The sequence below is a fragment of the Streptomyces sp. NRRL S-118 genome (genome assembly GCF_000716335.1).
Lineage (GTDB): Bacteria > Actinomycetota > Actinomycetes > Streptomycetales > Streptomycetaceae > Streptomyces.
This window is the reverse complement of sequence record NZ_KL591022.1, coordinates 83,879-96,300: the sequence shown is the minus strand read 5'-3', so window position 1 is coordinate 96,300 and position 12,422 is coordinate 83,879. Positions and strand designations below refer to the sequence as shown.

12 protein-coding genes and 1 pseudogene are annotated in these 12,422 nt (G+C 72.9%); 6 read left to right on the top strand and 7 right to left on the bottom strand.

Features of this window, described 5'->3' with window-relative positions:
• Positions 1-371 precede the first annotated feature (371 nt).
• Together IH00_RS0129000 and IH00_RS0128995 are read left to right on the top strand one after the other, a co-directional pair.
• Complete coding sequence (locus IH00_RS0129000; protein ID WP_031078737.1) at positions 372-1,136, top strand: bestrophin-like domain; 765 nt, start codon at positions 372-374, stop codon at positions 1,134-1,136.
• Between the two features lie 156 nt (positions 1,137-1,292).
• Positions 1,293-1,838 carry a hypothetical protein gene (locus IH00_RS0128995; protein WP_031078735.1) on the top strand — a complete coding sequence of 182 codons (546 nt, stop codon included), beginning with the start codon at positions 1,293-1,295 and terminating at the stop codon, positions 1,836-1,838.
• Between the two features lie 138 nt (positions 1,839-1,976).
• On the opposite strand, the gene IH00_RS0128990 is transcribed toward IH00_RS0128995, so the two are convergent.
• Positions 1,977-2,483 carry a hypothetical protein gene (locus tag IH00_RS0128990; protein WP_031078734.1) on the bottom strand — a complete coding sequence of 169 codons (507 nt, stop codon included), beginning with the start codon at positions 2,481-2,483 and terminating at the stop codon, positions 1,977-1,979.
• A 314-nt stretch (positions 2,484-2,797) separates the two neighbouring features.
• Here IH00_RS0128990 and IH00_RS0128985 point away from each other — a divergent pair, with 314 nt between their 5' ends.
• Positions 2,798-3,454, top strand: coding sequence for a class F sortase (locus tag IH00_RS0128985; RefSeq protein ID WP_031078733.1), 657 nt, complete (start codon positions 2,798-2,800; stop codon positions 3,452-3,454).
• A 48-nt stretch (positions 3,455-3,502) separates the two neighbouring features.
• Here IH00_RS0128985 and IH00_RS0128980 read toward each other — a convergent pair whose 3' ends face one another.
• Together IH00_RS0128980 and IH00_RS44355 are read right to left on the bottom strand one after the other, a co-directional pair.
• Entirely contained in the window at positions 3,503-4,414 is a 912-nt protein-coding gene (locus IH00_RS0128980) for a polysaccharide deacetylase family protein (RefSeq protein WP_031078731.1), read from the bottom strand.
• Between the two features lie 137 nt (positions 4,415-4,551).
• Positions 4,552-4,817: pseudogene (locus tag IH00_RS44355) on the bottom strand (amino acid--tRNA ligase-related protein); the annotation flags it as partial.
• Between the two features lie 179 nt (positions 4,818-4,996).
• Between IH00_RS44355 and IH00_RS0128975 the strand changes: the two are divergent.
• Positions 4,997-6,451: an amino acid permease gene (locus tag IH00_RS0128975; protein ID WP_031078729.1), complete on the top strand. Its 1,455-nt coding sequence runs from the start codon at positions 4,997-4,999 to the stop codon at positions 6,449-6,451.
• Between the two features lie 6 nt (positions 6,452-6,457).
• Here IH00_RS0128975 and IH00_RS0128970 read toward each other — a convergent pair whose 3' ends face one another.
• Positions 6,458-7,654, bottom strand: coding sequence for a CapA family protein (locus IH00_RS0128970; RefSeq protein WP_031078727.1), 1,197 nt, complete (start codon positions 7,652-7,654; stop codon positions 6,458-6,460).
• Between the two features lie 263 nt (positions 7,655-7,917).
• Between IH00_RS0128970 and IH00_RS0128965 the strand changes: the two genes are divergently transcribed.
• Positions 7,918-8,448, top strand: a complete 531-nt coding sequence (locus IH00_RS0128965; RefSeq protein WP_031078725.1) for a sigma-70 family RNA polymerase sigma factor — start codon at positions 7,918-7,920, stop codon at positions 8,446-8,448.
• A 183-nt stretch (positions 8,449-8,631) separates the two neighbouring features.
• Positions 8,632-9,132 (top strand): hypothetical protein, encoded by a 501-nt coding sequence (locus tag IH00_RS0128960; RefSeq protein WP_031078723.1) that lies wholly within the window; start codon positions 8,632-8,634, stop codon positions 9,130-9,132.
• Between the two features lie 56 nt (positions 9,133-9,188).
• Here IH00_RS0128960 and IH00_RS0128955 read toward each other — a convergent pair whose 3' ends face one another.
• The 3 genes from IH00_RS0128955 to IH00_RS0128945 are packed head-to-tail and all read right to left on the bottom strand — an operon-like array spanning position 9,189 to position 12,421.
• A complete protein-coding gene (locus IH00_RS0128955; protein WP_031078721.1) occupies positions 9,189-9,410 on the bottom strand; it encodes a DUF6296 family protein in 222 nt (73 codons plus the stop codon).
• Positions 9,411-9,470: 60 nt separating this feature from the next.
• Complete coding sequence (locus IH00_RS0128950) at positions 9,471-10,691, bottom strand: histidine kinase (RefSeq protein ID WP_031078719.1); 1,221 nt, start codon at positions 10,689-10,691, stop codon at positions 9,471-9,473.
• Positions 10,688-12,421 carry a sodium/solute symporter gene (locus IH00_RS0128945; RefSeq protein ID WP_031078717.1) on the bottom strand — a complete coding sequence of 578 codons (1,734 nt, stop codon included), beginning with the start codon at positions 12,419-12,421 and terminating at the stop codon, positions 10,688-10,690. Before IH00_RS0128945 ends, IH00_RS0128950 begins: the two co-directional genes overlap by 4 nt.
• Between the last annotated feature and the right edge of the window lies 1 nt (position 12,422).

Genomic DNA, 12,422 nt, shown 5'->3' with positions numbered 1-12,422 from the left:
CGCCGGAGCCGGAACCGACCCCCACGCCCACGCCCGAGCCGCCTCCCGCGCCGGCCGTGCCGGAACCGCCTCGGCGCCCGGCTCCACCTCCTCCCCCGCAGCCGGCGCCGAAGCCCGTGCCCGCGCCGAAGCCCAGGCCCGTGCCCAGGCCGGCCCCCGAGCCCCCGGCGCCTCAGCCCTCGGCGCGCCCGAAGCCGCCCCCGCCTCCCGTGCCGCTGCCCTCCTACCGGCGCGTGGAGCGCCCGGAACCGGACGGCGGCCCTTCGCCGGTGTCCCTGATGCTCCTGGTCACGGCTCCCGCGGTGCTCGCCGCCGCCGCACTGCGCCCCCGCTCGTCCCGCTGATCCTCACTCACCGACGGAGGAACCGCCTTGTCGGAATGGCTTGTTCTGTCCATCGCGATGGCCGCCGCGTGCGCCGTCGTCCTCACCATCGTCGTCATCAACAACCGGCGCGTCACCGACGACGACGACCCGAACGAGACGCCCGACGTCATCGAGTACATGACGATGATGATCGGCGTGGTGTACGCGATCGTCCTGGGACTGGCGATCGCCGGTGTCTGGGAGGGCCGCGGTGCCGCCCAGGAGACCGTCCGCCAGGAGGCGCAGGCCCTGCACGAGGTGGACCGGCGCGTCGCGGTCTGGCCCGACGCCGTGCGCGACCGCGTCCGCGACGACGTGGCGGCGTACGTGTCGTACGTCGTGGACACCGAATGGCACCACATGGCCGACCACGGCGAGCTGGCCGACGAGGGAACCGAGCTGCTGGACCGGCTGCGCCGGGACGTCACCGACTACCGGCCCGCCGACGAGCACGAGGGGGAGGCGTACCAGCCGCTGGTGGACCACGTGGCGATCGTCGACGACGCCCGCACCGCGCGCGCCGAGAGCGCGGGTGCCACGATGCCGGGAGTGGTGTGGTTCGGGCTGATCACCGGAGCGCTGGTGACCGTGGGCATGATCTTCATGCTGCAGATCCGGCGCACCTTCCGCGAGCTCCTGCTGGCCGGCCTCTTCAGCGCGCTGATCGCGTTCCTGCTGTTCCTCATCTGGGCGTTCGACGCCCCGTTCGGCCGGGGGGTGTCCGCGACGCCCGATGCGTTCCTCACGCTCTTCCCGCACCTGCGGAGCTGAAGGTGTCCCCCGTTCGGGGGACACCGGTGCCCCATTCGCCCGTCTGGGATCGCGCGTGTGGTACGGCACTCCTAGCGTTTCCGGCATCGAGGTGCATACCAGTCCCTTTGTGGAAATCCGTTCCGCAGCTGCTCCTCGGGACCCGGAGGAACGACCATGCGCGCGATACGTGCCGCCTCCGCCGCTCTGCTCGGAGCGGCCGCTCTCGCCCTCACCACGCCCGCCGCCGCGCAGCAGGGCGATTTCGTCGTCAGCCCGAGGACCGTCCAGCCGGGCGGCAAGGTGGTGCTCTCCGCCCCCGGCTGCCCGGGCACGGCCATGGCGTCGTCGGGCGTCTTCGACACCGCGACCATCCCGGCCGGCGGCGCGGCGACCGCGACGGTGGACTGGGACGCCAAGCGGGGCGCGGTCTACACGGTGAACTTCACCTGCGCGGGCGGCAGCCCGGGCTCCGCGGACCTCACCATCGCCCTGGCCACGGCCACTCCCACGAGCAGGTCCACAGCCGTCCCGACCGTGACCCGGACGGCCACCGCCACGAGGACTGCCATCGCGCCCCCACAGGGCGTGCGGGGCGGCCTCGGCGGCAGCGTCAACGGCTGGAACACCGGCCAGATCGCCCTGGGCACCGGACTCGTGGTGGTCGCGGCCACCGGCGTCATCTTCGTGGTGCGCCGCCGGGCCCAGACCCGCCGCCACTGACCCGCCCGCGGGCCGGAGAACCACCGCAGGGCCCCGACCGCACCACCGGTCGCACCACCCGAAAGCCCGTCGCCCCGAGTCCTTCGTCGAGGACTCGGGGCGACGGGCGTGTACGGCCGGACCGGGAGGTTCGGCCGGTCAGACCTGTCCGCCGATCAGGCGGCGACGCCGGCTGATGAACAGCCCGCCGCCGATGGCCGCCGTGCCGACGAGGGCGGCACCGATGGCCATCTCGGTGGAGCTCGGGGCCATGGAGCCGCCGAGGCCGCCCACGGCGCCGCGGCCGGCGATCACGGTGAAGGTGCGGGTGACGACGAGCGAGCTGTCGTTGCACCGGACGGCCAGGTTGTACTGGCCGGGCGTTGCGTGGTCGTAGATGCGGGGGGTCGCGGCGGACTGGCCGGCGCGGTTCAGGGTGAGTGCGGTGGGAGGGAAGGCGTTGGACGTGACGCTGCCGCCGCGGTTGCAGCCCGAGGCACTCACCGCCAGCTGACCGCCCTGGTGCACCTGGGTGGGACGGACGGTGACATTGGTGGGACCGTTGCCGCCGCCGCTGCCACTGTCGGTGGCGGCGGCGGTGGGAGCGCAGACCCCGACGGCCGCGAACGCGGTGGCGGCCACCGCGAGAGCGCGTGAAGCACGCATGGTTGAACCTCCAGTGGAAGACGCCCCAAAGCGGCGCTCCGGGAAATTCGACGAGTACGCCTTCCACGACGAACCTTCACAAGCCGGTCTGATCACCGCATTTCGACAATTGGTCCACCTCAGTGAGACGACACGCCGGTGAGGCGGTGCTGAAGCTGATGGAGCCGCAGGTCACAGACCGTCAGGGAGGTCCATGACGAGTACTCGGATGGGTCATCACCCGTCCGGCGTCCCGGCCACCCGTTCGCCCTCCACTGATCGCCCGCCGCGTGCGCCGCCCTTAGCGTGCGTACACACGCCTCGAAGGGAGAACCATGGGTCTGGAGCACAGCGGCTTCGAGTGGAGGAGACGCTCGCCGTGGGGCGCACTGGCCCTCGTCCTGCTCACCGGTACTGCGATGTTGCGGAACGGCCTGGACGACCGGATCGGGCCACCGCAGCCGGCGGCCCTCGCGACGCCCTCGGAGCGCGGCGTCGCCATGGCCCCCACCCCGCCGGCCTCGTTGCAGACATTGGCATACGCGCCCGCGTCGCGCATCCGGATCGAGGCGATCAACGTGGACGCCCCGATCATGGACGTGGGACTGGACAAGGAGGGCTGGATCGACGCGCCGCCGCCCCAGGACCCCAATCTGGCGGGCTGGTACCAGAACGGCATCTCGCCGGGCCAGCGCGGTACGGCCGTCATCGTCGGCCACGTCGACAACCATTCGGGGCCGGCCGTCTTCTACGGGCTCGGTTCGGTCAAGCGGGGCCAGCTGGTGGAGGTGACGCGCTACGACGGCCGCGTGGCGGTCTTCGAGGTCTACGGCATCGAGGTCTTCTCCAAGCAGGACTTCCCGGGTGTGCGCGTCTACGGCGACACCGGCCACGCGGAGCTGCGCGTGATCACCTGCGGCGGCGGCTACTCCAAGGCCGGCGGGTACGACGGCAACGTGGTCGTCTTCGCGCGGATGGTGGAGACCCGCTGAGGGTCCGCCGCACGCGGCGCCCGCGCGGCCGGCGCGCGGGCGCCGCGTTCACCGACGCGGCACGGTGAGGTGGTACCCGGCGTCGAGCAGCCGGGGCAGATAGGTCTTCAGTGCCTCCACGCTCTGCGAGCGGTCGCCACCCGCGTCGTGGGAGAGCACCACGACACCGGGTGCGGCCCCGTCCATGACGCGGCGCACGATGGCCGAGCTGCCCGGTTCCGTCCAGTCGAGGGTGTCCACGGTCCAGGCGAGCGGCTCCATGCCGAGCTCGGCCCCGATCTCGAACGAGTCCCGGTTCCAGGCCCCGTAGGGGGCCCGGTACCACAGGGGCGGGGCGCCGGTGCTGCGCTCGATCACGTCGCAGGTCCTGCCGAGCTCGTCGCGGATGCCGGAGGGGGCGAGTTTGCTGACGTTGGGGTGGGACCACGAGTGGTTGCCGACGACGTGGCCGTCGGCGGTCATCTCGCGCAGCAGGTCGGGACGGTACGCGGCCATCTCGCCGCAGACGAAGAACATCGCCCGTACTTGGTGCGCCCGCAGGGTCCGCAGGACGGCGGGGGTGTAGCGGGGGTCGGGCCCGTCGTCGAAGGAGAGCACCATCGTGCGGCCGATGCCGGACACGCGCAGGAGGGGCCGCTGCCGCACCGGCGGCAGGGCGCGGCGGTAGCGGGGCGGGCTCTCTGAGGTCATCGGCTGGAGGCGGTACGCGGACGGCGCCAGACGCGCCCCGGCCTGCGGGCCCGCGGCCGCGGGCGGGGCGGCGGCCGCCCGTCCGGGGCCGCGGGCGGGGGCGGAGGCTGGGGCTGGGGCTGGGCGGGCGGTGGACGGCCCGGACGGTGTGCCGGCCCGCTCGGGAGTGAAGCGGTCGTTGGCGAAGAGTCCGACGGTGGTGGTGGCCCCGAGCACGGCGGCGATGCGGAGCACCATCCGCCGCCCTGTGGGCATCTCATCGTTTTTCATGATTAATAACTCGCATGGCGGATGCTCCCGGTCGCCGTCCCACACCGGTGGGGGCGGTCGATTGCACTCGATAGGAGGAGCCGGCCCCGGCGTGTCGTCGCCCTGCGACGGGTCCGTTCAGTGCCGGCGGACCTGTGAGGAAGGGCAGGTCTCCCGGATGGCCCGGCCGGGACCATGACGAGCCGGTCCGCGCCGATGCCGAGCCCGCCCGTCGGCGGCATCGCGAACTCCAGCGCGTCGAGGACTCCCTCGTCCCGACCTCCATCGCCTCCGGGTCGCCGGGCGCCGACGGCAACGACCGCTCGGTGAACCGCCGCCACTGCTCCACGGGCTCGGTCAGCTGCGAGCGGGCCGTGCCCGGTCCGGTGCCGAGGACGACCAGGAGCCGTCGATCGGCGAGCCGGAGGGGCACGCCGGTTCCGCCGGGCCGCCCGCCGGCGGGGGCAGGACGGGGCAGGCGGCCGTAGCCGGGCACTTCTCGGGCCACTGGTCCGGCGGGCCGTGTGGCGTCTTCCGCCGCACCCCCCGCTGCGCCATCATGATCGGCCGTCAGCCGATGCCGTCCGCAAAGAGGTGACGCTCATGGCCAGGATCCGCGCGGGGCAGGGAATTCTGCGCCGCAAACCCATCGAACTGATCGAGGAGGGCGGCGCGCAGGAGCAGCTCACCCGGACGCTGGGGCTGTGGCAGCTCACGGCGATCGGGGTGGGCGGCATCATCGGCGCGGGAATCTTCACCCTCGCCGGTACCGTCGCCAACGGCACGGCCGGTCCGGCGGTGCTGGTGTCGTTCCTCGTCGCGGGTGTGGCGAGCGCGGCCGCCGCCTTCAGCTACGCCGAGTTCGCCGGGCTCATCCCGAAGGCGGGATCGGCGTACACGTACGGCTACGCGGTCCTCGGTGAGCTCGCCGGCTGGTTCATCGGCTGGGACCTGCTGCTGGAGTACACCGCGATCGTGGCGGTCGTCGCGATCGGCATCTCCGGCTACTTCAACTTCCTGCTCGGCGAAGTGGGGGCGGAACTGCCCGCCTGGATGCTGGGCGCGCCCGGCACGGGAGAAGGCCACCGGGTGGACCTGTTCGCCGCCCTGCTGTGCCTGCTGATCGCTTATCTGCTCACGCTCGGCATCAAGAACGCCGCCCGCTTCGAGACGGTGGTCGTGGTGCTGAAGGTGCTCGTCGTGCTGCTGGTGATCGTGGTCGGCTTCTTCCACATCACCTCGGCGAACTACACCCCCTTCTTCCCGTACGGCGTGGGCGGGGCGTTCACCGGTGCGGCGACGGTGTTCTTCGCGGTGTTCGGGTACGACGCGATGTCGACGGCGGCGGAGGAGTCCAAGGACGCGCAGCGGCACATGCCGAAGGCGATCCTCTACTCGCTGGCGATCTCGATGGTCCTGTACGTGCTGGCGTGCCTGGTGCTGACGGGCATGCAGAACTACACCGAGATCGACAAGGAGAGCGGCTTCTCCACGGCCTTCAAGTCGGTGGGCCTGGGCGCGCTGGCGGACGTCATCGCGGTGGGCGCCATCATCGGCATCCTCACCGTGATGTTCACGTTCATGCTGGGTGTGACCCGTGTGTGGTTCTCCATGTCCCGGGACGGGCTGCTGCCGCGGTGGTTCGCCAAGACGCACCCGACGCGGCACGTGCCGACCCGGGTGACGTGGATCGTGGGCGCCGCCTCGGCGCTGATCGCCGGGTTCCTGCCGATCGGCGAGGCGGCCGAGCTGACGAACATCGGCATCCTGCTGGCGTTCGTCGTGGTGTGCGTGGCGGTCATCGTGCTGCACTACAAGCGGCCGGACCTGCCGCGCACGTTCCGCACGCCGGGGATGCCGGTGGTGCCGGCGCTCGGCGTGGTCTTCTCGGTCTGGCTGATCACCTTCCTGCAGTGGCAGACGTGGGCGCGGTTCGCCGTCTGGCTCCTGCTGGGGCTGGTGGTGTACTTCGGCTACTCCTACCGCAACTCCAACCTGGCGAAGCGCGGGGCCCGCGCGGAGGGGGAGCCGCCGCCCGGGCCCGGGGCCGGGGTCTGACGCCTGTCACTTGCCCATCCGCAGGCCGTCCTTGTCCGCGCCGCGGCCGAGGACGGCCTGCTGGATCTCGTTCCGGACCGCGGTGAGGTCCTGGCCGCCGTCGATGGCGGCGTTGACGTTGATCACCCGGCCGGTGGCGGTGTTGAACCACTGCGGGAGGTACTCGGCCTTCTCGACCTCCCAGCGACCGCCCGGGCCGTCGGGGGGCGTGAAGGTGAAGCGGCCGATGGTGCCCTGGTTGCCGCGCGGGTCGCGCGCCCCGAGGTTGTTGATCATGTCTCCGGCGATCTGGTCGCCCATGCCGTAGATGACCCAGGTGCCGTTGACCTTCTCGTAGGCCTGCGGCGCGTGGACGTGGGTGCCGACGATGAGATCGATGTCGGGACGGCCGTCGCGGGCGGAGGCGGTGAGGCTCCGGGCGAGGTCGAGCTGCTGCTGATCGGGGTCGCTCTGCCACTCGGTGCCCCAGTGCATGCTCACCACGACGACGTCGGCGCCGGCCTCGCGCGCCGCACGGGCGTCCGCGACGATCGTCTCCTCGTCGATGAGGTCGACCGCCCACGACTGCGCCTCGGGCAGCGGGTCGGCGTTGGTGCCGTAGGTGTAGGCGAGGTGCGCGACCGTGGCGCCGCCCGCCTTCAGCAGGGTGGGCCGGGCGGCTTCGTCCGCGGTGCGCGCCGATCCGGCGTGCTTGACGCCCGCCTTGTCGAGTGCGTCGAGGGTGCGGCCCAGTCCGTCGAGGCCGTCGTCGAGGGTGTGGTTGGACGCGGTCGAGCAGGAGTCGTAGCCGGTCTCGGCCAGCGCGGCGGCGACCTGCGGCGGTGACTTGAAGCTGGGGTAGCCGGTGAAGGGGCCGCCGTCGGGGCCGTACACGGTCTCCATGTGGCAGAGGGCGAGGTCGGCCGCGGAGACGACGGGTTTGACGCCGGAGAGCATCGGGCGGAAGTCGTAGCCCTGACCGTTCGCGTCCGCCTGTGCCTGCCGGATGATCGAGGCGTGCGGCAGGACGTCGCCGCTGGCCACGAGGGTGAATCCGCGGCGCTCGTCGTGTGCGGCGGCGCCGGCGGCCGACGAGGGAACGGCCGCCTGCCGGCCCGTCTGTGCGGGTGCGCCGTGCGGCTGCGTGCCTGCGCAGCCCGCCGTGGCGGCGAGCAGTACGGCGGTAGCGGCCACCGTGGTGTGCCGGGTGCGTGGGGTGGTCATGGCCGGGCTCCGTAGGACGTGGGGGCATCGGATGCTGGCTCCCTGATCCCTACGGAATCCGAGGATCATTCAATCCTTATCATCGCAGAATCACACTAATTCCCCGAAGCGGTGCGTACCGCCGCCCGACGACCGTTCGCCGCACCATTCGCCGCTCGGTGCGACCGCTCGCCGCACATCGCGGTGCGCCGCCTGTCCCTGGCCGCCCGGATGCGTTCGGATACGGGTCCAGTGACGCGGCACGGCGCGAAAGGGTGTGAACGATGACGACGGCGACGGCGGACACCACCGACGAGCGGACGCTGGCGCAGCTCCAGCGCGACCACGGGCCCGCGCTGCTGAGCTTCCTGCTCGGACTGACGTACGGGGACCAGCAGCGCGCCGAGGACCTGATGCAGGAGACGCTGGTCCGGGCCTGGCAGCATCCCGAGGCGTTCGAGGCGCCGTACGAGTCGATGCGGCCCTGGCTCTTCACCGTCGGCCGGCGCCTCGCGATCGACGCCCGCCGCTCCCGCATGGCCCGTCCCACCGAGATCGGTGACGGGATGCTCGCCGCCCTCCCCGAACCGGCCGACCCCACCGAGTCGGCGGTGGCGGCCCTCGACGTCCGGGCGGCCGTACGGGAGCTGAGCCCCGAGCACCGCGCGGTCCTGGTGCGCATCTACTTCGACGGCCTGACGGTGAACGAGGCGGCGGCGGACCTCGGTATACCCGCCGGCACGGTGAAGTCGCGCTCCCACTACGCGCTGCGCGCCCTGAGCCGGTACCTGCCCGGCTATCCCGTACGCCCCTGACAGCCCTCCCGGTATCCGCTCCCCCGTGCGTCACGGCGCGGACCGGAACGTATTCGAAACCACAGCACCGAGTTGAGAAAAGCGGCGCCCCGGCCGCCTCCCACGGTGGAGGCTCGTCCCCGGGAGGCGCGCGCCGCTGCAGGAGCACGCGCACCGACGTACGTCCGGGAGAAGGTGGGAACGTTGCAGCCCGAGAGCACCAACGGCACCGACGGAGGCGGGCTCGCAGTCCCGATGGCCTGGTTGTGTGCCGAGTACGTGGCCGATGAGCTGCTGCGGGCGGGCGGCCTCGTGGAGCCGGGCTCGCTCGAGTACCGGGCCGGCCGGCGGACGCTCGCGCTCACGGTCTACCTCTGCGGCAATCCCCATGCGTCCTCCGGCACCGGCACCGAGGACGTCATGGAGGAGTGGCTGGCGCTCACCGCGTACGGACACCCCTGGGAGGACTGGGTGCGCGACCGGCTGGCCGCGCGGGAGGAACGCGACGGCGACGAGGACGAGGGGCTCGGGCTCGCCCGCGAGACCTGGCGGCTGCTGGAGTCCACGCAGCTCCTCGCCACCGACCTCGGCGCCCTCTCCGCCGCTCCGGCGGCCGGCCTCATGGTGGACGAGTCCGCACGCGTATGGCTGCCCGCCTGGCAGGTGGGCCTCACGCTCGGCCACCTCGCGCTGCGCCTGTACTGACTCCGCGCGCCGCCGGGACGCCGTGACGACTGCGCGGGCGCCCGGGGCCGGCCCGCTCAGTGCGGCTGCACGGGACGCGCCCGGACCCTGGAGGGAAGGTCCTGGTGCCCGCCGCTGGCGAGCATCCGCACCTCTCCCCGGTCGCTTATCTCCGCCAGGACGATGCCCGTGTCGTCGGCGTAGACCGGATGCCCGCCGGCGCCGGTGCGCTCCGTGCGGTGCACCTCCACGGTGTCCTCCCGCCCGAAGTCCAGCTCGTAATGATCATGGATGCGCATGGCCGCCTCCCGGTGGAGCGATGGGCACCATGACACCCCGCGTCCCCATAACGGGACTATTCATTCCTTTCGGGGCGCCGGGCGGTCACGGTGGACACCGGCGTGGTACTTGGGGACACGGACCGTGACCTTCATGCCCGCGCCCACCCCCGTCTCGACGACCAGTCCGTACGCGTCCCCGTACACCTGGCGCAGCCGCTCGTCCACGTTGGACAGTCCGATGCCGGACGCCTGCGGGCGCTCGCCCGCGAGGATCGCCCGCAGCTGGTCCGGGTCCATGCCGACGCCGTCGTCCTCGATGGTCACGACCGCCTCGGCGCCCGCGTCACGCGCCGCGATGGTCACCCGGCAGGTGGTGCGCGAGTCCTCCAGACCGTGCTTGACCGCGTTCTCGACCAGCGGCTGGAGGCACAGGAACGGCAGGGTCACCGGCAGCACCTCGGGGGCCACCTGGAGCGTGACCTGGAGGCGGTCGCCGAACCGCGCGCCCGCGAGCGCCAGGTACTGCTCGATGGAGCGCAGCTCGTCGGCGAGCTGGGTGAACTCGCCGTGCCGCCGGAAGGAGTAGCGGGTGAAGTCGGCGAACTCCAGCAGCAGCTCGCGGGCGTGCCCGGGATCGGTGCGGACGAACGAGGCGATGGCGGCGAGCGAGTTGTAGATGAAGTGCGGCGAGATCTGGGCCCGCAGGGCGCGGATCTCCGCCTCGGCCATGCGGGTACGCGAGCGGTCGAGCTCGGACAGCTCCAGCTGGACCGAGACCCAGCGGGCCACCTCCGTCGCGGCCCGTACGAGCACGGCCGACTCGCGCGAGCCGTACGCGACGAGCGCGCCGAGCACGCCGTCCTCGCCGGTGAGCGGGGCGATCACAGCCCAGCGCAACGGGCAGTCGAGGTCGTCGCACGCGACCCGCACGCTCTGGCTGCGGCCCGAGTCCAGCGGCTCGGCGACCAGCTCCATCGCGCGGTCGCGGTGGTGGCCGGCGCCGGGCCCGTCCCAGGCGAGCACGGCGGTGCGGTCGGTCAGGCACAGCGCCTCGGTGCCGAGCAGGGGCCGCAGGCGCCGGGCGGCCCTGCGGGCGGTGTCCTCGGTCAGACCGGCGCGCAGGGGCGGGGCGGCGAGGGACGCGGTGTGCAGGGTGTGGAAGGTGGCGCGTTCGACGGGGGTGCCGAGGTCGAGGACGTCCCTGCCCGCCCGGCGGGCGGTGAGCCGGCCCACGGCGAATCCGGCGGCGAGCAGGACCGCTCCGGCGGCGGTCAGCGCGGCGAGGAGCGTTCCGTTCACCGGGCGGCCCCCTCGGGGTCGGGACGGCCGACGAGGTCCTCCGGCAGGTGGAGCCGGGCCAGGATCGCGGGGGTGCCGGCGGGTATGCGGCGGGGTGTGGCCAGGGAGACGGCCACCATGGTGAGGAAGCCGAGCGGCACGGACCACATGGCGGGCCAGGCCATCAGCGTGTGCGGCCAGCCCTCGGGGGCGAGCCCGGCGCGAGTGGCCATCACGGCGGTGAGCGCCGCGCCACCGCCGGCGACCAGCCCGGCCACGGCGCCGGGCGGGGTGAGCCGCCGCCACCAGATGCCCAGCACCAGCAGTGGGCAGAACGACGACGCCGACACCGCGAAGGCCAGGCCCACCGCGTCCGCCACGGGGACCTTCGTCGTCACCAGGCTCAGGCCGAGCGGCACGGCCATGGCGAGCGGGGCCGCCAGCCGGAAGTGGCGTACGCCGCGGGTGGGCAGCACGTCCTGGCCGAGCACCCCGGCCACGGACATCGTGAGTCCGGAGGCCGTCGACAGGAACGCCGCGAAGGCACCGCCCGCCAGCAGCGCTCCGAGCAGCTCCCCCGCCAGGCCGCCGACGACGCGGTCCGGCAGGACGAGGACGGCGGCGTCGGCCGCACCGGTCAGGGCCAGCTCGGGTGCGTAGATCCGGCCGAGGGCGCCGTAGACCGGGGGCAGCAGGTAGAACGTGCCCACCAGCCCGAGCACCACCAGGGTGGTGCGGCGGGCCGCGCGCCCGTTGGGGCTGGTGTAGAAGCGGACGGCGACGTGCGGCAGGCCCATGGTGCCGAGGAACGTCGCGAGGATCAGCCCGTAGGTGGCGTACAGCTGGTTGCCGTCGCGGCCGCCCGCGAGCGGCTGCGACCACCCGAGGGGGTCGGTCCCGGTCCCGGCCCGCTCCGGCACGCGCGCGCCCTCGGGGAACCGCAGCGAGGTGCCCGCCTCGACGCGGTGCGTGCCTTCCCGGAGCGTCACCGTGTCACCCGCGTACGGGACGGAGTCGACACGCCCGGTGACCGTGAGCGTCAGCGGGGCGTCGACGTCGATGCGCACCGTGTCGTCGACGCGCACCACCGTGTGCTCGCGGAAGACGGCGGGGGCGTCGAACCGGGCGCGCGGGGCGCCGTCGCCGAGCCAGGCGGTGACCAGGAAGAGCACCGGCACCAGCAGGGCGGTGAGCTTGAGCCAGTACTGGAAGGCCTGGACGAAGGTGATGCTCCGCATGCCGCCCGCCGCGACCGCGCCGGTGACGACGACGGCGACGACGAGTCCGCCGACCCATTCGGGTGCTCCGGTGAGGATCTCCAGCGTCAGTCCCGCCCCCTGGAGCTGCGGCAGCAGGTAGAGCCAGCCGATGCCGACGACGAACAGGCTGGCGAGACGGCGCGCCCCGGGCGATTCGAGGCGGGCCTCGGCGAAGTCGGGCAGCGTGTACGCGCCGGAGCGGCGCAGCGGGGCGGCGACGAGGACCAGCAGCACCAGGTATCCGGCGGTGTAGCCGACGGGATACCACAGCATGTCGGGGCCCTGGAGCAGGACGAGCCCGGCGATGCCGAGGAAGGAGGCGGCGGAGAGGTACTCGCCGCTGATGGCGGCGGCGTTGAGGCCGGGCCGCACCGTGCGGGAGGCGACGTAGAAGTCGGAGGTGGTGCGGGAGATGCGCAGGCCGAGGGAGCCGATGAGCACGGTGGCGACGACGACGGCGGTGACGGCGGTCACCGCGTAGGTCTGGTTCACG